At 68.7% G+C, this 20,114-nt stretch carries 17 protein-coding genes; 6 read left to right on the top strand and 11 right to left on the bottom strand.

Features of this window, described 5'->3' with window-relative positions; genetic code table 11:
* Nucleotides 1–92 precede the first annotated feature (92 nt).
* The 3 genes from CDO81_RS21665 to argC form a co-directional block, all read right to left on the bottom strand.
* Nucleotides 93–1,463 carry a DUF7379 domain-containing protein gene (locus CDO81_RS21665; RefSeq protein WP_088485329.1) on the bottom strand — a complete coding sequence of 457 codons (1,371 nt, stop codon included), beginning with the start codon at nt 1,461–1,463 and terminating at the stop codon, nt 93–95.
* Entirely contained in the window at nt 1,460–3,877 is a 2,418-nt protein-coding gene (locus CDO81_RS21660; protein ID WP_088485328.1) for a hypothetical protein, read from the bottom strand. Before CDO81_RS21660 ends, CDO81_RS21665 begins: the two co-directional genes overlap by 4 nt.
* Nucleotides 3,878–3,950: 73 nt before the next feature.
* Nucleotides 3,951–4,898 (bottom strand): N-acetyl-gamma-glutamyl-phosphate reductase, encoded by a 948-nt coding sequence (gene argC, locus CDO81_RS21655; protein ID WP_088485327.1) that lies wholly within the window; start codon nt 4,896–4,898, stop codon nt 3,951–3,953.
* A 51-nt stretch (nt 4,899–4,949) separates the two neighbouring features.
* Here argC and CDO81_RS21650 point away from each other — a divergent pair, with 51 nt between their 5' ends.
* Nucleotides 4,950–5,489 carry an RBBP9/YdeN family alpha/beta hydrolase gene (locus tag CDO81_RS21650; protein ID WP_088485326.1) on the top strand — a complete coding sequence of 180 codons (540 nt, stop codon included), beginning with the start codon at nt 4,950–4,952 and terminating at the stop codon, nt 5,487–5,489.
* A gap of 16 nt (nt 5,490–5,505) precedes the next feature.
* Nucleotides 5,506–6,414 (top strand): ParB/RepB/Spo0J family partition protein, encoded by a 909-nt coding sequence (locus CDO81_RS21645; RefSeq protein ID WP_088485325.1) that lies wholly within the window; start codon nt 5,506–5,508, stop codon nt 6,412–6,414.
* Between the two features lie 22 nt (nt 6,415–6,436).
* Here CDO81_RS21645 and CDO81_RS21640 read toward each other — a convergent pair whose 3' ends face one another.
* Nucleotides 6,437–8,653, bottom strand: a complete 2,217-nt coding sequence (locus CDO81_RS21640) for an SUMF1/EgtB/PvdO family nonheme iron enzyme (protein ID WP_088485453.1) — start codon at nt 8,651–8,653, stop codon at nt 6,437–6,439.
* A 454-nt stretch (nt 8,654–9,107) separates the two neighbouring features.
* Between CDO81_RS21640 and CDO81_RS21635 the strand changes: the two genes are divergently transcribed.
* The 3 genes from CDO81_RS21635 (at nt 9,108) to CDO81_RS21625 (ending at nt 14,029) form a co-directional block, all read left to right on the top strand.
* Nucleotides 9,108–11,030, top strand: coding sequence for a PrkA family serine protein kinase (locus tag CDO81_RS21635; RefSeq protein WP_088485324.1), 1,923 nt, complete (start codon nt 9,108–9,110; stop codon nt 11,028–11,030).
* 120 nt (nt 11,031–11,150) lie between these two features.
* Complete coding sequence (locus CDO81_RS21630; RefSeq protein ID WP_088485323.1) at nt 11,151–12,431, top strand: YeaH/YhbH family protein; 1,281 nt, start codon at nt 11,151–11,153, stop codon at nt 12,429–12,431.
* On the top strand, nt 12,428–14,029 hold the full coding sequence (locus tag CDO81_RS21625; protein ID WP_206602150.1) for a SpoVR family protein: 1,602 nt from the start codon (nt 12,428–12,430) through the stop codon (nt 14,027–14,029). The genes CDO81_RS21630 and CDO81_RS21625 overlap by 4 nt, the downstream gene beginning before the upstream one ends.
* Before the next feature lie 50 nt (nt 14,030–14,079).
* On the opposite strand, the gene CDO81_RS21620 is transcribed toward CDO81_RS21625, so the two are convergent.
* From CDO81_RS21620 to CDO81_RS21590, 7 genes are all read right to left on the bottom strand, one after another.
* On the bottom strand, nt 14,080–14,715 hold the full coding sequence (locus tag CDO81_RS21620; protein WP_144397349.1) for a hypothetical protein: 636 nt from the start codon (nt 14,713–14,715) through the stop codon (nt 14,080–14,082).
* Nucleotides 14,716–14,785: 70 nt separating this feature from the next.
* Nucleotides 14,786–15,109: a TM2 domain-containing protein gene (locus CDO81_RS21615; RefSeq protein WP_088485321.1), complete on the bottom strand. Its 324-nt coding sequence runs from the start codon at nt 15,107–15,109 to the stop codon at nt 14,786–14,788.
* Between the two features lie 87 nt (nt 15,110–15,196).
* A complete protein-coding gene (sugE, locus tag CDO81_RS21610) occupies nt 15,197–15,511 on the bottom strand; it encodes a quaternary ammonium compound efflux SMR transporter SugE (RefSeq protein ID WP_088485451.1) in 315 nt (104 codons plus the stop codon).
* A gap of 2 nt (nt 15,512–15,513) precedes the next feature.
* Complete coding sequence (locus CDO81_RS21605) at nt 15,514–16,185, bottom strand: energy transducer TonB (protein ID WP_088485320.1); 672 nt, start codon at nt 16,183–16,185, stop codon at nt 15,514–15,516.
* A gap of 46 nt (nt 16,186–16,231) precedes the next feature.
* Nucleotides 16,232–16,945 carry an ArsR/SmtB family transcription factor gene (locus CDO81_RS21600; RefSeq protein WP_088485319.1) on the bottom strand — a complete coding sequence of 238 codons (714 nt, stop codon included), beginning with the start codon at nt 16,943–16,945 and terminating at the stop codon, nt 16,232–16,234.
* Complete coding sequence (locus CDO81_RS21595; RefSeq protein WP_088485318.1) at nt 16,942–17,265, bottom strand: antibiotic biosynthesis monooxygenase family protein; 324 nt, start codon at nt 17,263–17,265, stop codon at nt 16,942–16,944. Before CDO81_RS21595 ends, CDO81_RS21600 begins: the two co-directional genes overlap by 4 nt.
* On the bottom strand, nt 17,262–17,573 hold the full coding sequence (locus CDO81_RS21590) for an NIPSNAP family protein (protein WP_088485317.1): 312 nt from the start codon (nt 17,571–17,573) through the stop codon (nt 17,262–17,264). The genes CDO81_RS21595 and CDO81_RS21590 overlap by 4 nt, the downstream gene beginning before the upstream one ends.
* Nucleotides 17,574–17,851: 278 nt before the next feature.
* Here CDO81_RS21590 and CDO81_RS21585 point away from each other — a divergent pair, with 278 nt between their 5' ends.
* Complete coding sequence (locus CDO81_RS21585) at nt 17,852–20,056, top strand: TonB-dependent receptor (protein WP_088485316.1); 2,205 nt, start codon at nt 17,852–17,854, stop codon at nt 20,054–20,056.
* Nucleotides 20,057–20,114: the final 58 nt, after the last annotated feature.

The following is a 20,114-nucleotide window of genomic DNA, read 5'->3' as shown; positions in this document are numbered from 1 at the left end:
GAGCGGTGTGCGATGAATCGACAGCCGACGGCGTGAACGCACGACCCACCCACGTCAACGGGCCCCGGCACCGGGTAGCCGCCAGCCGCCGCTCAGCGCAAAAGTGCGTCCAGCCAGGCCAGCACCGCCCCGTCCTGGAAGTAGTTGCAGTGATGCGTCGTCGCGCTCTCGCCCAGGTCGCGCCACTGGGGCGCGGGCAGCGTGAGGTCGCCCAGGCGGTTCATCGCGGCGCTGTCGACCACCAGGTCATTGGGCTGGTCAAAGATCAGGTCGGCCCCGTAGTACAGGCCCTGGTCCTTCAGGTGGGTGACGCGCTTCCAGAGCTTCCACAGCGGCTCGTCCACCTCGGTGGGCTTGAAGCTGCCACCGGTGGCGTGCAGGGCTGCGCGGGTCTGCAACGGCCATAGCTGCGCCAGTTCGAGGTTGTTGGCCACGCGCCCCTGCGCCAACAGCCCCGGCACCAGCCCGACCGCCGCATCGGCCAGCGGGCTGCGGGCGCCCAACTGCAGCACGCGCGCCAGCGCACAGGCCAGGCCGGCCACGCCAAGGGCCAGTGGCCCCACACCCGGCGGCGCGGCCGCGCCGGCACGGGCTGCCGTGGCCGTGAGGGCATCGGCCAGGCTGGCGAGCGTGTCCAGCGCCTGGCGCAGCTTGTCAGGCGCTGCGAGCGAGGTGCCCGCCAGCGGTGAGCCGACGAAGACCGCCTGGCGCGCACGCAACGCCGGAGCCATGCGCAGCAGCCAGGCCACCACCAGCCCGCCACGGCTGTGGCCGACAAAGTCCAACTCGGCCGTGCAGCCGGTCAGCGCATCACACAAAGCCAGCGCATTGAGCCAGGGCGAGACCGACAGCGTCGGATGATCAAAAGCCAGCAGGGCGGCATAAGGCGCCCCCGCTTGCCCACAGCGCGCCCACAGCGCACGGCCAGCCGGCGTCGCGGCGAACTCCTGGGCGTACATCGCGCTCGCACTGAAGGTGCCGTGCACCAGCACCAGCACGCGCCCCGTCAGCCCGGCCAGGAAGCCCGCCGGCAGCGGGGCCCAGCCATGGCCGTCCCAGCGCCGCAGGCCCGCGGCCGGCCGGTCCAGGCCGGCAAGCACCGGGTTCAGGCGCTGATCCAGCCGTTGCAGCGCCGCCGTCACCTGGTTGTCGCCCAACTCGGGAATGGGGAAGCGCTGCACCGTCTGGCGCGGCTGAAGGGCATCCACCCGCCAGCTGCGCCGGCCCGCTGACGCCGCCGCGCGTGGCTCCGCGGGCTCATAGACCCAGCGCAGCAGCCCCTCCTCGCGCACGAGACTCAGTGCCCCTTCGGCCGGTGCCGGCGCCCGCCGTCCGGCCGAGGCCGCGGCAGGCACCGGCACCGCGGCCAGCGACGCCGCCACGCCCGCCCACAGCGTGCTGGACGCCTGCGCGTCGACGGCTTGCCCTGCACGCGTTGTTCGCGTTGCGCGCGTCGCGCTCATGCGCCACCTCCGATCAACGGCAGTGGCGTCACGAGCGCCCGGCGTGCCGCCATGATGTCCAGCAGTGACTCGAAGCGATTGCCCGCGCCCAGGGCGCCGATGCCGGCTTCGATGGCCTCGATGAAGCCGCCGTGCTGCGTCAGCTTCACGGCCTCCAGCGGCACCAGCTTGCGCTCCTGGATCCAGGTCGCCACCTCGGGCCAGCTCGCGCGGCCCGCCTGCCAGGGCACGCCCTGCGCCGGGTCGGCGCCGGTGTCGGCGGCCGCCTCGGCCAGGCCGGCCTGGCTCATCTCGCGCAATCCGAGGTATTCGTCGCGGAAGCTGGCGTGGCGCCACCAGCCCGGCATGGCATGGCCGTCGAGCAGGAAGATGACCGGGTGGATGTCGATGAACTCCAGGCAGGCCGCGAACAGCAAAGCCAGGTCGATGCAGGTGCCCGAACCTTCGGCCTGCACGGCGGACGGCGTGCGCAGCCGCTGCGAATCGCGCCCCTCGCTGTAGGCCGGCGGCGGGTTGATGTAGCTGAGCCGGGCGTCGTGCAGCAGCGCGGCCCACACCGCCTCGACCTGGCAGTCCACCCGCCGCAGCAAGGCTTCATCGACGCGCGCTCCGCGGCCCAGTGCCGTGAACGGCACGCCCTGGTAGCCCTCGAAGCCGGCGCTGGGGTCGTCGCGCAGCACGCGGTTGTAGCGCTGGGCCTGCTGAACGATGCGGCTGACCGCCGGGTCACGCGGGAGCACGAAGGACGGCAGCCAGCGCCCGTCGTGGGCGTTGTCGCGCCACTGATCGACCGGCAGCAGACGCAGGCGGTAGCTGTCGTCGTGCAGCACCTGCTCGCCCTGGGCCACGCGCACCCGCAGCGTCGCCTGCACGGCCTCGCGGATGCTGCGCACCGTGTCGGCGGCCAGCGGCAGATGGATGCGGTCGGTGAGCTTCTCACGCTGCAGCTGCAGCGTGACGTGGCGCTGGAACCGCACCTGTTCGGTCCCCAGGTCCAGCACCACGTCCACGTCCACCGGCGCCGCCCGCGCCGGCTCGTCGCAACTCAGCACGAACTGGCGGAACAGCGGCTGCCCGTTGTGCAGGGCGGCGTAATTGAGTTCGGCCAGCGGCTCGACCTGGCACTGCACGCTCGGTGCCGCGCGCTGCACGGCCGGCTGAGGCCGCGGCACCACCGCCCGGCGACGGGTCGCAGCCGCAGGCGGCGCGAGCACGGGCGCCCCGGCCCACAAGGTGACGCCGGTGGCATCGACCGCGCCGGGCAGCTCGCGCACGATGAGCCAGGCCCGCTCGAAGGCCCTCGGCAGGTCGAAGCCGTTGGCGAACAGGCCCTGCAACAACTGCACGAGCATGAACTCCGCCAGCGCGTCGTCAAATGCGTCCTGAAAGCCCACGGCGGCCAGCGAGGCGCCCTCGCCCACCATCAGCGGCGCCAGGCGCGCCGCGCTGTTCCACACGTTGAAGGTGGTCAGGTAGACCGGCACCTCCGCGCCCCGGGCGGCACCCGCCGCCGCCCGCGCCAGCGCTTGTGCCGGCACCAGCTGAGGCCGGCCGCCCGAGCCTCGCAACAGCAGTCCGTCGACACGCTGATGCCGGTCAGCCAGCAGCGCCTGGAGGGCCCAGTCGCGTGGCGTCGCGCCGGCGTCGCTGCCCAGCACCTGCACCACCCGGCCGCCGCCCGCCACGCGCTGCAGTTCACGCAGGCCCTGGTGGGCGTCCACGCCCGCGATGTGCAGCAGGGTCGGCTGAAAGTCCCGCAGGACCTGGCCGAATTCGTCCAGGCTCGGATAGTCGAGCACCCGCAAGGCCACCACATCGGCCGGTAGCGCGCGGCGGAACTGGGCCAGCTCGGCGTCCACAGGCCAGGTGGTGCGCAACTCGGGCGGCAGCGCGGTCACGAACAGCGCCCGCGGCTGCGACGGCAAGCTCACGCGAGGCTGCGAGCGCACGGTCCAGCGGCCCTGGTCTTCGAGCTGCACCTGCAGCTCGCGGATGACGGTCAGGGGGCGCGGCCGGCCCGTGGGGCTGCGGCGGCGGCCACGGGTGGCGGCGGCGAGCAGGTATTCCCAGGGCAGCACCCGCCCTTCCCAGCCCAGCGCTTCGTGCCGATAGGGCATGCGCACCACCACCAGAGGCTCGCGGGCCAGGGCCTGCAGCGCCTCCTCGCTCACACCCAGCGCAGCGAGGCTGTCGCGGGCCGAGGCCTCGAGCTGCTCGCGCAGGGCGGGGTCGTGCACCCAACGCTGGCGCGAGCGCACGACATAGGTCCAACGCAAGGCCTGTTGGGCCAGCAGCTGGCGCCCGTCATCAGAAGCCTCGGCGACCGAGCGGCCGTGGCGGTCGGCCGCGCTGGCCAGATGCACGCCGCCCAGCAGCGGCTGCAGCGCCTGCGGCGATGACCTCGCTGTCCCCATCCGTCGCCTTCCCTGCGCCTGTGTGGTTATGGATGGCCGCAGTATCGCCATCCGCGCGGGCGCCGGCCTCGGGTCAGACCAGACCCAGCGTCTCCTCCACCCCGAGGTGGACGTTCATTGCCTGCACGGCCGCGCCGCTGGCGCCCTTGCCGAGGTTGTCCAGCCGGCTCATGACCAGCACTTGCGTGTCAGACGCGAAGACGAACAGGTCCACGCGATTGGTGTCGTTGCAGGCCTGCACGTCGAAGAAGCCCGCCTCCAGCGTGGCGGCGTCGCGCAGCGGCATCACGTTGATGAAGCGCTCGCCGGCGTAGTGTGCAGCCAGGGCGGCGTGCACGGCCTCAGGCGTCGTGCCGGGCGCAAGCTGGCTCAGCTGCAGCGGCACGCTGACCGTCAGGCCCTTGTAGAAGCTGCTGACGATGGGCATGAACACCGGCGGCGTGGCCAGGCCTGTGTGAGCCATCATCTCGGGCAGGTGCTTGTGCTTGAGGCCCAGGCCATAGGGGCGCGGCGCCTGCAGGTGGGCCGGCAGCGGCTGCTGCTGGTACTCCGCAATCATGCTTTTGCCGCCGCCGGAGTAGCCGGTGATGGACGTGGCCGTCACGGCCGCGTCGCGCGGCAGCAGGCCGGCGTCCACCAGGGGCCGCACCGCCAGGATGAAGGCGCTGGCATGGCAGCCCGGGTTGGCAATGCGCTTGCTGGCCTGGATGGCGCCGCGCTGGCCGCGCGCCAGCTCCGGCAAGCCGAAGGCCCAGCCCGGCGCGGTGCGGTGCGCGGTGCTGGCGTCGATCAGGCAGGTGTTGGGGTTGTTGACCATGAAGGCCGCCTCGCGCGAGGCGGCGTCCGGCAGGCACAGGAAGGCCACGTCCGCCGCATTCAGCAGGCGCGAGCGCTCGGCAGGGTCCTTGCGCTTGTCGGCGTCGATCTTCAGGACCTCGATGTCGCTGCGCGCGGCGAGGTATTCATGGATCCGCAGACCCGTCGTGCCCTCTTGTCCATCCACAAACACCTTGAACGTCATCGCCGCTGCTCCAACCGCTGAGAATCGAGCCCGTCAGGATAAGGGCAAACCATGAATTCATCGCGCGTCTTGCTGCTGCCCGGGTGGCAGAACTCCGGCCCCGAGCATTGGCAAAGCCGTTGGGAGCGCCTGCATGGCGACCAGCGGGTGGAACAGCACGACTGGCACTGGCCCCGGCGCGGCGATTGGATGGCCCGGCTGGACGAGGTGCTGCTGCAGGACGACGCGCCGGCCGTGCTGGTGGCGCATTCGCTGGGCTGCCAGCTGGTGGCGAGCTGGGCCGAGCATTCGCAGCACACCGCCCGTGTGAAGGGCGCGCTGCTGGTGGCGCCACCCGACACCGAGCGTGAAGACACCCCGCCGCAGCTGCACAACTGGCGGCCCATCCGTCGCACGCGCCTGCCCTTCCCGAGCGTCGCGGTCATCAGCAGCGACGACCCCTACGGCGCCGCCGAGCGCAGCACCCAGATGGCGGCCGACTGGGGCAGCAGCGTCGTCATCGCGGGGCCGCGCGGCCACCTGAATGCCGACTCGGGCCTGGGCGACTGGCCCGAGGGCCGCGAGCTGCTGCACGGCCTGTTGAAGGGCTGAACGACAATCCGCCCCCATGGCGACCAAGAAACCCAAAGGCCTCGGCCTCGGCCTCGAAGCCCTGCTCGGCCCCAAAGTCAGCGACACCCCCGCGCCCGAACGCGAGGGCACGCCCAGCACGCTCAAGCTGGAGCAACTGCAGGCCGGCAAGTACCAGCCGCGCACCCGCATGGACGAAGGCTCGCTCTACGAGCTGGCCGAGAGCATCAAGGGCCAGGGCATCATGCAGCCGATTCTGGTTCGCCCGATCACGCCCAACGGCGCGGTGGGCTACGAGATCATCGCGGGCGAGCGGCGCTTCCGTGCAGCGAAGCTCGCCGGGCTGCGCGAGGTCCCGGTGCTGGTCAAGGCGGTGCCCGACGAGTCAGCCGCCGCCATGGCCCTCATCGAGAACATCCAGCGCGAAGACCTGAACCCGCTGGAAGAGGCCCAGGGCCTGAAGCGCCTGACCGAAGAGTTCGGCCTCACGCACGAACAGGCTGCGCAGGCGGTGGGCCGCTCGCGCAGCGCCGCCAGCAACCTGCTGCGCCTGCTCAACCTGGCCGCCCCGGTGCAGAACATGCTGATGGCCGGCGACCTGGACATGGGCCACGCCCGCGCCCTGCTGCCGCTGGATGGCGCCACGCAGATCACCACGGCCAGCGAGATCGCCGCCAAGAAGCTCAGCGTGCGCGAGGCCGAGAAGCTCGTCGCCAAGGCCCAGGGCTCGGCCCGCCAGACGCCGCTGCTGCGCGTGAAGACTGACAAGAGCCGCGACGTGCTGCGCCTGGAAGAAGAGCTGGCCGACGCGCTCGGCGCCACGGTGGAAGTGCGCGTCAAGAAGCGCACCAAGAAGGGCGGCCAGAGTGGCGAGCTGGCTATCCACTTCGACTCCCTGGACGCCCTCTCCGGCATCCTCGACAAGCTGCGCGGCGAAGCGAGCTGACCCCGCCGGGCCCCGCGCGGGCTCAGGTGTCAGCCACGCAGCGAAAGCCGATCAGCCCCGAGCGGTCCTTGGACGGGGCCATCAGCAGCAGCTTGCCGTGCTGGTCCAGGCGCTGCGTGTTCGGGAAGTACCAGGACGCGCCCTGCGGCTGGTAGGGGCTGCCGCCCCGCACGATGGCGGCGCGGGTGCGGTCGTCCTCGAACTCGTCCGTCCACTGCCACAGGTGCCCCACCAGCTCCTGCACGCCGAAGGGGCTGGCCGCCTGCGGGTACTGGCCCACCTCGGCGAGCACGGGCAGGCTGCGTGCGGTGTGCGCGGCCGGCGTGTGGCCTTCGCGCCAGTCATTGCCCCAGGGGTAGCGCCGCCCGTCCAGGCCCTGGGCGGCGTACTGCCATTCCCACTCATGCGGCAGGCGCTTGCCGGCCCAGCGGCAGTAGGCGCGTGCATCTTCCAGGCCCACCCAGGTGACCGGCCGGCGCAGGTCGGCGGGTGCTGGTTGGCCGCTCGACCAATGCGTCAGGAAGTTGTGCGCATCCGCGGGCCGGTAGCCGCTGGCCTGCAGGAAGCGGGCGAAGTCCTGGTTGGTGACCGGATGCCGGTCGATGTGGAACGCCGGCACGGCCATGCGGTGCACATGCTCGCGCCGCGCGACCGACTCCCACGGGTACTGCACGTCGAGCCCCGGCCGGTTCTCGCCTTCGATCTGCAAGCCGCTGACGCGGAAGTCGAAGGCCTGGGTTGCCGGCACGGTCACCATGCCCGGCGGCGGCACCTTCACGCGGGGTGTCGCCGCCTGCGGCACGAGGCGCTGCGGCAAGGCCTTCCATTCGCGCGAGTAGGCAGCCAGCGGCTTGGCCGCCATCGCCCGCTGCGCCTTCAGCACCGGCGCGGCGGCGTCAAAGGCGGCCGGCGTGCGCACCTGCACCAACGCGGCATAACCACGCGGCTCCAGTGACAAGGTCACCCGGGCCAGGCCGTCGGCGCCGACCTCGGCCTGCAGCTCGCGGCCGTTCCAGGCATCCAGGTAGCGCGCGCCCGCCACATGCGCCACGCGCAGCGGCAACTCGGCCACGGCAAAGTCGTTGCGGTTGACCACCGTCCACAGCGTCTCGGCCTCGCCGGGGAAGCGGCTGGCATAAACACCGTACTGACCGGTGGGCACATGGGGCTCCCAACCGGCACTCGACAGCAGGGCCGGCCAGCCGCGGTACACACCCGCGATGCGCTTCAAGGCCGCAGCGTCGCGCGGCGTGATGCCGTTCCACCAGCCCCAGACGTTTTCCCAGCTTTGAATGCCCGCGCCGTTGAAGAAAGCGGCCTGCAGCAGGTCGCTGCGGTCGGTGGCCCAGCGATCGCACACATGCACCATGTGGCGCGGTTCCAGCCACTTCCATTTGCTCACCATCGGCACGAAGGGCGTGGCCCAGTAGCCCCAGCTCAGCGTGTTGAAGGCGAGCATGGCGTCGTCCTGCAGCGGCAGCTCGGGCTCCAGCGCGAGCGCCAGGCCGCGCGCCTCGGCGGCCCGCAGGAAGTCGATCGGCAGGCCGGGCATGGTGTCACCGTTGACGCCATCCGCACCAATCGCGGCCAGCAGCGCCACCGTCGCCTCGGCTTGGCTGAGGCCTTCGTCGCGCGTGCCCACATCCCAAGGCATCGTGGGGAAGAACACCCGCACGCCCTGGCGCTGGAAGTCCTGCACCATCGCCTTCACGCCGGCCACACCACCGGGCATGTCGCGCAGCAGGTCCCACTGGTTGCGGTGATCGACGCCGCTGTTGGGGTAGACCGGCCACAGCAACACGCTGTCGATGCCACCGTAGCGCTGGCGCAGGTCGTCGAGCAGGCGTGACACGGTGTACACGCGCTTGACCGGGTCGTAGAGCAGGCGGTCTTCCACCATCACCTGCGGCTGCACGAAGCTGCGCTGCGTCCACTGCAGCTCGGGCCGGCGGTACTGGGCATCGTCGAAGCCGATGCGGCGGCGCTCGGCCTCGCGCCAGGCTTGCATCGCCTGCAGCCAGGCCGCATGCGTGCCGGCGGGATCGCGCCGCCAGTTGTTCATGCGCGCCAGCCAGTCGGGCTCGCCGCGGTCGTCCTGGTCAGGGCCGGCGATCTGGGTGCCTTGCACGGTGATCTTCATGGGCGAGCGGGCGGTGTCGGCCGGTGCTGCGAAGGCGCAGGCAGTCGATGCCGCGCAGGCCAAGGCGGCGGCGTGGCGCAGCAGGTGTCGAGGTCGCATGGCGGACAGCAGTGGCAGGCGCCGCGCGTCGCTGGCAGACGCGCAGTCACCCTGGGTTTGAGAGCCTTCTGAAAACGCTTTCATGATGCTAGCGTCACCTTGCCACGGCAGCGTTCGTAACAACCCGGCTTCGGCGAATCACGCACACCGAAGCCTCGCTGTGCGAAACCCCGCAGCTGGGTGTGGTTTGCACAGGAAGTGACAGGTCTTGCCTCGCCCGCGGGCGTATGCTGGGCCGCACCCTGTCAACGAAAGCCCGAGCGGATTTGTTGGTGGGTTGGCGGCGGCTTATTCTTGGGATCAGGCCGTCGCGCCAGCGCGAAGCTGGTCGCCAGGCCGGCGATGGAGAGTTCTGATGACGCCTTGCAGTTGAGGCGCGATCAGAACCCCCCAGTCCCCACGGGCACGGATCGTGCCTGTGGCCCTGTGGAGTTCACACCGCAGGAGATCGGGCATGGACGTCATCAGCCATTTCGCAGCGCGCTACGAGCGCAGCAAGGTCGAGGAACTCACGCTGGAGGAGTACCTGGCCGAATGCAAACGCAACCCCCTGGCCTACGCCACCGCCGCCGAGCGCATGCTCAAGGCCATCGGCGAGCCACAGATGCTGGACACGCGCAACGACCCGCGGCTGTCGCGCATCTTTGCCAACAAGACGATCAAGATCTACCCGGCCTTCGCCGAGTTCTATGGCCTGGAAGAAGCCATCGAGCAGGTGGTGTCCTATTTCAGGCACGCTGCGCAAGGGCTGGAGGAAAAGAAACAGATCCTCTACCTGCTGGGCCCGGTGGGCGGCGGCAAGAGCAGCATCGCCGAGCGGTTGAAGACCCTGATGGAGCACGTGCCCTTCTACTCGCTGGCCGGGTCACCGGTGAACGAATCTCCCCTGGGTCTGTTCGACCCGCTGGAAGACGGCCCGCTGCTGGAGCGCGACTACGGCATCCCGCGCCGCTACCTCAACCGCATCCTGTCGCCCTGGGCCGTCAAGCGCCTGGACGAGTTCGGTGGCGACATCCGCAAGTTCAAGGTCGTGAAGCGCTACCCCAGCGTGCTCAAGCAGCTCGGCGTGGCCAAGACCGAGCCGGGTGACGAGAACAACCAGGACATCTCCAGCCTCGTCGGCAAGGTCGACATCCGCAAGCTGGAGACGTTCGCACAGGACGACCCCGACGCCTACAGCTACTCCGGCGGCCTGTGCCTGGCCAACCAGGGCCTGCTGGAGTTCGTCGAGATGTTCAAGGCACCCATCAAGGTGCTGCATCCGCTGCTGACCGCAACGCAAGAGGGCAACTACAAGGGCACCGAAGGCTTCGGCGCCATTCCCTTCGATGGCATCGTGCTCGCGCACAGCAACGAGAGCGAGTGGAAGACCTTCCGCAACAACAAGAACAACGAGGCCTTCCTCGACCGCGTCTACATCGTGAAGGTGCCCTACTGCCTGCGCGTCAGCGAAGAGGTCAAGATCTACGAGAAGCTCATCCGCGGCTCGTCGCTCGCCGAGGCCAAGTGCGCGCCCGGCACGCTGAAGATGATGAGCCAGTTCGCGGTGCTCACGCGGCTGAAGGAGCCCGAGAACTCGTCGCTGTACTCCAAGATGCAGATCTACGACGGCGAGAACCTCAAGGACACCGACCCCCGCGCCAAGAGCTACCAGGAGTACCGCGACTACGCCGGTGTCGATGAAGGCATGAGCGGCATCAGCACGCGCTTCGCCTACAAGATCCTGTCCAAGGTCTTCAACTTCGACCCCGCCGAGGTCGCGGCCAACCCGGTGCACCTGATGTATGTGCTGGAGCAGCAGATCGAGCGCGAGCAGTTCCCGAAGGAGCTGGAGGAGAAGTACGTCGGCTTCATCAAGGAGCAGTTGTCGCCGCGCTATGCCGAGTTCATCGGCAAGGAGATCCAGACCGCGTACCTGGAGAGCTACAGCGAGTACGGCCAGAACATCTTCGACCGCTACGTGACCTATGCCGACTACTGGATCCAGGACCAGGAGTACCGCGACACCGACACCGGCGAGGTCTTCGACCGCGCGGCGCTGAACGCCGAGCTCGAGAAGATCGAGAAGCCCGCGGGCATCTCCAACCCCAAGGACTTCCGCAACGAGATCGTCAACTTCGTGCTGCGGGCGCGCGCCAACAACGCGGGCAAGAACCCGCTGTGGACCAGCTACGAGAAGCTGCGCACCGTCATCGAGAAGAAGATGTTCTCCAACACCGAGGAACTGCTGCCCGTCATCAGCTTCAACGCCAAGGCCAGCGCCGAGGACGCCAAGAAGCACGAGAACTTCGTGCAGCGCATGGTGGACAAGGGCTACACCGCCAAACAGGTGCGGCTGCTGTGCGAGTGGTACTTGCGCGTTCGCAAGAGCTCCTGATGGCCTGACGCGATGAACACAGCCACAGAGACACAGAGGCACAGAGACATCGGGCTCTGTGAACCGGTGCGCGTTCTCTGTGTCTCTGTGCCTCTGCGGCCTTGTTTGGACTGAGTCTGCATGTCCCTCCAGCAAATCATCGACCGACGGCTGTCGGGCAAGAACAAGTCCATCGGCAACCGCGAGCGCTTCCTGCGCCGGCACAAGGAGCAGATCCGCGAGGCCGTCAAGCGCGCGGTGGACGGGCGCGGCATCCGCGACATGGAGCGCGGCGAAGAGGTGCACATCCCCAAGAAGGACTTGTCAGAGCCCGTCTTCGGCCATGGGGACGGCGGCGTGCGCGAGGTCGTGCGGCCGGGCAACCAGGAGTATGTGAAGGGCGACCGCATCGCCAAGCCCAAAGGTGGGCAAGGCGGCGGCGGCGGGGGTGGCCAGGCCAGCGACCAGGGCGAGGGGGAGGACGACTTCGTCTTCCACCTCAGCAAGGAAGAGTTCATGCAGGTCTTCTTCGATGACCTGGCCCTGCCCAACCTCGCCCGCACGACGCTCGCCGACACGCCCGAATGGAAGAGCCAGCGCGCGGGCTTCGTGTCGGACGGCACGCCCACCAACCTGCACGTGGTGCGCTCCATGCGTGGTGCCCTGGGCCGGCGCATTGCGCTCGGCATGGACAAGCGCCGGGAGCTGCACGAGCTCGAAGCCCGCGAGCAGGAGCTGCTCAAGGAAGACCGCCCCGAAACCCCGCGCCTGCTGGCCGAGACCCGTGAGCGCATCACGGTGCTGCGCGCCCGGCTCGACGCCATCCCCTTCCTCGACCCCATCGACCTGCGCTTTCGCGCGCGGGTGCGCATCCCGGTGCCCACCACGCGGGCGGTGATGTTCTGCCTGATGGACGTCTCCGGCTCGATGGACGAAAGCCGCAAGGAACTCGCCAAGCGCTTCTTCATCCTCCTCTACCTCTTCCTCACGCGGCACTACGAGAAGATCGACGTGGTCTTCATCCGCCACCACACCCAGGCGCAGGAGGTGGACGAACAGAACTTCTTCCACGCGACGGAAACCGGTGGCACGGTGGTGTCCAGCGCGCTGGTGCTGATGGAGCAGATCATCCGCGAGCGCTACTCGCCCACCGAGTGGAACATCTACGGCGCGCAGGCCAGCGACGGCGACAACTGGCACCACGACAGCGGCCGCTGCCGCGAGTTGCTGGCCGACAAGATCCTGCCGCTCACCCGCTACTTCGCCTATGTGCAGGTCGCCGAGCCCGAGCAGAACCTGTGGGAGGAGTACGAGAAGCTGGCCGAGGACGTGCCCCACTTCGCGATGCGCAAGGCGGTGGAGGCCTCGCAGATCTATCCCGTCTTCCGCGACCTGTTCAAGAAAGAGGGGGCCGCTGCATGAGTTCACTTGAAGACCGCCGCCACCCCGAGCGCGTGGCCAAGCCGCCGCCCGGCATGGCCGAGCGCCGCCAGCGCGACCCCCTGCGCCAGATGCTGCCGCTGCTGCAGCGGCCCGGCCAGCCCCTGCCCTCGCCCAACGACTGGACCTTCGACCTCATCGAGGAGTACCACGCCGTCATCAAGCAGACGGCCGAGCGCTTCGGACTGGACACCTATGCCAACCAGCTGGAAGTCATCACTGCCGAGCAGATGATGGACGCCTACGCCAGCGTGGGCATGCCCGTGAACTACCGGCACTGGAGCTACGGCAAGGAGTTCATCGCCACCGAGCGCAACTACAAGCGCGGCCAGATGGGCCTGGCCTACGAGATCGTCATCAACTCCGACCCCTGCATCGCCTACCTGATGGAGGAGAACACGCTGGCCATGCAGGCGCTGGTCATCGCGCATGCCTGCTACGGGCACAACTCCTTCTTCAAGGGCAACTACCTCTTTCGCATGTGGACGGACGCCTCGTCCATCATCGACTACCTCGTCTACGCCAAGAACTACGTCGCCGACTGCGAGGAGCGCCATGGCCTGGACGCGGTGGAGACCCTGCTCGACAGCTGCCACGCGCTGATGAACCACGGCGTGGACCGCTACCGCCGCCCGGCCAAGCTATCCCTCGCCGAGGAACGCGCACGCCTCAAGGACCGCGAGCACCACGCCCAGATGCAGGTCAACGACCTCTGGCGCACGCTGCCGAAGAAGCCCGACCGGCCCGATGAGGCCGCCGAGAGCCGCCGCTTCCCCGAGGAGCCGCAGGAGAACCTGCTGTACTTCATCGAGAAGAACGCACCACTGCTGGAACCCTGGCAGCGCGAGATCGTGCGCATCGTGCGCAAGATCGCGCAGTACTTCTACCCGCAGCGCCAGACCCAGGTCATGAACGAAGGCTGGGCCACCTTCTGGCACCACCGGCTGCTCAACCAGATGTACGACGACGGGTACCTCTCCGACGGCATGATGATCGAGTGGCTCAAGTCCCACACCAACGTCGTCTACCAGCACCCCGGCGCCAACCTCAACCCCTACGCGCTCGGCTTTGCGATGTACACCGACATCAAGCGCATCTGCGAGGCGCCGACGGAAGAAGACCGCGCCTGGTTCCCCGACATCGCCGGCAGCGACTGGCTGCCCACGCTCGACCATGCGATGCGCAACTTCAAGGACGAGAGCTTCATCGGCCAGTACCTGAGCCCGAAGGTCATGCGCGACTTCCGGCTCTTCGCCATCCTCGACGACGAGGCCAAGGCCGAATACGAGATCTCGGCCATCCACGACGAGACCGGCTACCGCCACCTGCGCCAGGCGCTGTCACGCCAGTACGACCTCTCCACCCGCGAGCCCAACATCCAGGTCTGGAACGTCAACCTGCGCGGCGACCGCTCCCTCACCTTGCGCCACATCCAGCACCTCAACCGCCCGCTGCACGACAGCGCACAGGAAGTGCTCAAGCACGTCGGCCGGCTGTGGGGCTTTGCGGTCAACCTGGAAAGCGTGAACGCCCGCGGCGACGTGACGCGGCGCTGGAACGTGCCGGCCCAGGCGCATTGACGCCGGCCCATCCGCCTTGTCGAACAGCACGCGCAGGAAAGCGCTCAACATCACCCATCGCTCGGCGGCGACTTGTTGAACGCGGCCGCCTGGCGCCTGGGCTCGGTATCGCGTGTCCAGAAGGCCAGCCGCACGTACAAGGACAACGCGATCAAGTACGGCAGCAGCGACATCACGAAAAGCCCACCCGCGGCCAAGAACCAATGAAACGATGTGTTCGGCGCTGGGCAGCGCGTGCAGCTGCCCGGGTCCGGGCTCCACAGGGTGCCCCAGAAGAAAAGGCAAAACGAGAGCACGGCGCCCACTTCATAGAACCTGTGCGGGCGTGAGTTGCTCTTGAGCTGTGTTTGCGCAACCTGATGTCGCAGCGGCCACAACACCCAGAACACGCCAGCAACAGCCGCCGGAAGCAACACCAGCGAAAGACCGGCGATCAAAGCGTGCGGCGGCAACGGTGGCGGCAAGGCCTCCATCGGAGGTCGAGGCCACCCGCTTGGCAGCTTCGGCACCGATGGGTGGTACAGCCATCGGGCGACGTCGTGGATGAAAGGCACGGACCGGAGGTGCTCCGCCTTGCCCGACATGCCCAGGTAGTAGACCAATGCGGGCGCCCCGTACCAAGCCGGATTCAGCAGGGGTAAGCCACGACGCCAGGAGTCCGAACCGCCGGACGAGCTATCTTTCATGCGGGCCAGATGCTGAGGTGGGCTTTGCGGTCAACCGGGATGGCGTGAACGCCTGGGGCGCCGCGGCCCATCAGACCCACTGCGTGAGCTTGCGGCCCGACTTGTCGGTGAAGGCCCCGACGATGATCATGATGAAGTCGATCAGGTACCAGATACCCAGGCCGCCGAAGGTGATGATCTGCAGGATGCCGGTGCCGATCTTGCCGACGTAGAACCGGTGCACGCCCAGCCAGCCGAGGAAGAAGCAGAGCAGGAACGCCGGCAGGATCTTCTTGTCGGACACACCCGCCGCCTGCTGCGGCGCGCCACACTGCGGGCAGGTCACCGCCGTGACGTGGAGCTGCTTTCCGCAACCCCGGCAATACACCATCGATCCATCCATCACTGCGCTCATGTCGTGTCCTCCAGGCGCGACTATGCCGGCCAAAAACCAGCACCAGTCGCGCGCATGCGACAGCGGGAAAAAGCACGCCCGCCGGCCTCAGCTGGCCAGCTTCAACCCCACGATGCCCGCCACGATGAGCGCGAGACTCACCAGGCGGCCCACCGTCGCCGGCTCCTGGAACAGCACCATGCCCAGCGCGGCCGTCCCGACCGCGCCCACACCCACCCACACCGCGTAGGCCGTACCCACGGGCAGGGTCTTCATGGCCACGCCCAGCAGGCCCACGCTCGCGACCATGGCAGCCACGGTGGCAGCCGTGGGCAGCGGGCGCGTGAAGCCCTCGGTGTACTTCAGGCCGATGGCCCAGCCCACCTCCAACAACCCGGCGACGACGAGCAGCAACCAGGCCACGCTCACTTGCCCTTCAGCAGGCGCTGGAACTTGTCCTGGCGGAAATCCTCAGGCGCCGTGTCGAGCGTGTTCAAGCGCATGACGAGCCGGTACTCCGACTCGACCGGCTTGCCGTCCACTTCCTGCGGCTCGAACTGCCAGCCATCGAGCGACACCTTGGCATAACGGCGAACGCTCTCGGGCATGCCGGCCGTGGCCAACACATCCACCACACGGCAGCGTCCATTGGTGCCGATGGTGCACACACCGGTCACCTCGCCCTCCCATCCGCCGGTGGCGGCGATGTCGGCCGGGTAGGCGGCCAGATAGCGCTTGACCGGCAGCGCCCCGACGGTGAGGCCATCCACCCGCACCTGGGCGCCGCCTTCCGGCTTGGGGCTGATCACGAAGCGCATCTCCACGCCCGAGCGCAGCGTGACCGGTTTGCCGTCCACCACCGGCGGCTGGATGGTGGCCTGGGCGACGCGCTGCTTGACGTTCTGCACGAAGCCCGCGGGGTACTGGTCCGCGTCCACCACCTCCAGCGTCTGCGGCTTGCCATCGGGGCCGAACAGCACGCGGCTCCAGACGGACACGGGGTAGGGCGCCAGGGGATCTGCCGCCGAGGCGGGCAGGGCGGCCCATGCAGACAAGCCCGCCAGGGCCAGGACGACGATGCGCGTGTTGAGCTTCATGCAGCGCATTCTGCCGCTGCTTGAACCACTGGCCAGTGTCGTTAGCTCACCCGCCCTCCAGGCGTGTCGACAGGGCCACGGGCCAGGCCGCATGACCCGGTGGCAGCAGTTGCAGCGCACGCGAGCCTGCGGTGCGGCGCAGCCAGCCCTGGGCCAGCATCGCTTCCAGCCACGCCACGGCCAACGGGCCGGCGAAGTGGTCACGGCGCTCAGACCAGTCCACGCAGTCATAGAGGCGCCGGCCTGCGGCTTCCGGGGCCACCACGCCGGGCAGCAACTCGTCCAGCACCGCCTGGCCGGCCGGCGTCACGGCATAGCCCCCTTGAGGTTCGGCCCGTACCCAGCCACGCGCGAGCAGCCCCTCCCGCCACTGCACGCCCAACTCGCCGGCCAAATGCCCGTAGCAGCTGCGTGCGTGGCGAAGCGCCCGCATCTGCGGCCGCTGCCAGCGGCGCAGGTCAGCCGCAGGCGCCGCGGCCGGCCCCTCGGCCACCCGCAACAACGCTTCCAGCGCATGCGCCACATCGCCATCGGCCAACGCGTAGTAGCGATGCCTGCCCTGCGGGCGCACCCGGGCCAGGCCTTCATCCAGCAGCAGCTTCAAGTGGGCCGACATGGTCGGCGCGGTCACGCCGGCATGCGCGGCAAGCTCGCCCGCCGTATGCAGGCGGCCATCCAGCAGGCGTGCAAGCACCCGGGCGCGCGTGGGGTCGGCGATCGCCGCGGCCACGCGGGCCAGACGGGGCTCCGCCAGGCTCAACGCGGCACCTGCGCGCGGTCGTGCAGGCCGTAGTCGCGCACCACCTCGGCGACACGCAGCCGGTAGTCGTGGAACAGCCCCTCGCGGCCTGCCGCCTGGGCCTCACGATGCCGGCCCAGTTCGCGCCAGCCGCGCACCGCCGCCTCGTCGCGCCAGTAGGACAGCGACAGCAGCCGCGCCGGGTCGGCCAGGCTCTGGAAGCGCTCCACCGACAAAAAGCCGTCGCGCGCCTGCAGCAACGGCTGGAGCGCCTGCGCATGGGCGAAGTAGGCGGCACGGCCGGCCTCGGTCGGCTGCACCTCGAAGATCACGGCGATCATGGCTGCACATCCTCGCAGAAGGTGCGCTCCTCGCGCCGGATGAAGCGCTGCGACTGCGCGAACGCGAAGTTGGCCTGCGCCTCGGCATCGGCCTTGAGCCGCACGCGGTAGGCCTCGTAGGCGGCCAGCGAGTCGAAGCCCACCAAGCCCCAGGCCTCGTCATTGGTGCCTTCCCACGGGAGCCAATAGCCCAGCAGCCGCCCGCCCAGGCGCGGAATGATGCGGCCCCAGGCCTGGGCATAGGCCCGGAAGGCCTCGCGCTGGGCGGGGTCCAGTTCGTAGCGGATGAAGCAGGTGATGGCGGACATGGCGGTTCCTCGAAATGAACGAAGCTGACTGTGTGCGCTCAACACCCGCCAACGATTCGCCACGTGTCGAATCAAGGCCCCGCCCGCCTCGTTCTCGTGCAACCGCACCCCGTGCTGGTGCATGGCGCGATGACGGGTTCGAGGCAGCCGTCTAGAAACTGACCAACCCGTCAGACTCGCGCAACACCTGGCCGCCTGAGGTCTGTCAGGTGGCGTGTGAGTCCGCACAATCGCCGCCGGCCCCGAGGTTGGGGCCCATTTTTTTGGAGTCGTCGTCGATGTTCGTCCCCCGTCTCTCTCTGCTGACCCTGGCGCTCAGCGCCGCCCTGCCCGCCCTGGCCCAGGAAGCCCCCGCCAAGGATCGCAGCCAGCTTGAAACCGTCGTCATCACGGCCGAGCGCCGCGCCGAGAACATCCAGGATGTGCCCAACGCCGTCAGCAAGATCAGCGGCGAAAAGCTCGATGTGCTCGCCTCCGGCGGCCAGGACCTGCGCTTCCTGTCGGGCCGCGTGCCCAGCCTGAACATCGAGTCCAGCTTCGGCCGCGCCTTCCCGCGCTTCTACATCCGCGGCTATGGCAACACCGACTTCCGCCTGAACGCCTCGCAGCCCGTCAGCGTCATCGTCGACGATGTGATCCAGGAGAACCCCATCCTGAAGGGCTTCCCGATCTTCGACACCGCCGCGGTCGAAGTGGTCGCCGGCCCGCAGGGCACGCTGTTCGGTCGCAACACGCCGGCTGGTGTCGTCAAGTTCGACTCCGTCAAGCCGAGCCAGAAGCAGGACGGCTACGCCAGCATCACCGTGGGCAACTACGGCACCCTCAACCTCGAAGGCGCCGCCAACCTGCCGCTGTCCGGTGACTGGGCCGCCCGCATCTCCGCGCAGAGCCAGCGCCGCAGCGACTGGGTCGACAACACCGCCCCCGGCGCGGCCACGCCCAAGACCGAGGGCTACCGCGACACCGCCGTGCGCGCGCAAGTGCTGTACGAGCCGCACAAGCAGTTCAGCGCCCTGGCCAATGTGCACGTGCGTGACCTGGACGGCAGCCCGCGCCTCTTCCGCGCCAATGCGATCAAGCGCGGCACCAACGACCTGGCCGACGGCTTCAGCACCGACACCGTCGCCTTCAACGGCGTCAACGAGCAGACCCTGAAGCAGACCGGCGGCAGCCTGCGCCTGAAGTGGTCGCTGCCCGAGCTGAACATCTACTCCATCACCGGCGGCGAGCATGTGAAGCCGCTGTCCCGCGGCGACATCGACGGCGGCGTGCCCGGCCAGGCCGGCGTGCCCTTCCAGTCGGAAACCGGCAGCGGCATGAACGGCCACCGCCAGCTCACGCAGGAAGTGCGTCTGGAGTCCAACACCACCGGGCCTCTGGCCTGGCAGGCCGGCGTGTACCTCTTCGACGAGAAGTACACGATCGACAACATCACCTACAACACCACCACCCACGCCGACATCGACCACATCTACACCTCGCAGACCAACAAGGCCTGGGCGGTGTTCGGTTCGGTGAACTACACCGTCAGCAACGAGCTCAAGCTGCGCGCCGGCCTGCGCTACACCAAGGACAAGAAGGACCTGTCGACCACCCACGCCGGCAGCGGCCTCTTCAACACGTCCACCGGCACCTCGGCCAGCACGGACGACGGCAAGTGGAGCGGTGATCTGTCCGCCACCTACAAGCTGGACAGCACGACCAACCTGTACGCCCGCTACGCCAACGGCTTCCGCGCCTCGTCGATGCAGAACGCCTCGGCCTTCGCCGGCCAGTCGCAAGCCGGCCCGGAGAACGTCAACTCCTACGAGATCGGCTTCAAGAGCGAACTGCTCAAGCGCACCCTGCGCCTGTCGGGCTCGCTGTTCAGCTACACCGTCAAGGACCTGCAGCTCACGGCCGTGGGCGGCAGCAACAACGCCACCCGCCTGCTCAACGCCAAGAAGGCCACGGGCAACGGCGCCGAGCTGAACCTCGAGGCCCTGATCACGCCGGACTTCCTGGTGACCTTCGGCGGCTCGCTGAACAACACCAAGATCAAGGACACCGGCCTGGGCGTGCCCCCGGGCGGCTCGCTGCGCGTGGGCACGGGCTTCCCGACCGTGCTGGACCCGATCGTCAACGGCAACGCGATGGTCGACGGCAACCCGCTGCCCAACGCGCCGAAGTGGACCGCCAACCTCACCGCCCGCTACAGCATCCCGCTGGCCAGCGGCGACGAGGTCTACGTCTACACCGACTGGGCCTACCGCTCCAAGGTCAACTTCTTCCTGTACGAGGCCACCGAATTCACCGGCAAGGCCCTCACCGAAGGCGGCCTGCGCGTGGGCTACCTCTGGGGCAATGGCAAGTACGAGGCCGCCGGCTTCGTGCGCAACATCACCAACCAGATCCGCGTGACCGGCGCCATCGACTTCAACAACCTGACCGGCTTCATCAACGAGCCGCGCACCTACGGCGTGCAGTTCAAGGCGATGTTCTGAGGCCTGGCTTCAGCCGTGCAAACGCCGCCTTCGGGCGGCGTTTTTCATGCCTGTGCCG

Source organism: Roseateles puraquae (assembly GCF_002205845.1).
Taxonomy (GTDB): Bacteria; Pseudomonadota; Gammaproteobacteria; order Burkholderiales; family Burkholderiaceae_C; genus Pelomonas; species Pelomonas puraquae.
This window is presented reverse-complemented; position numbering and strand designations above follow the sequence as displayed.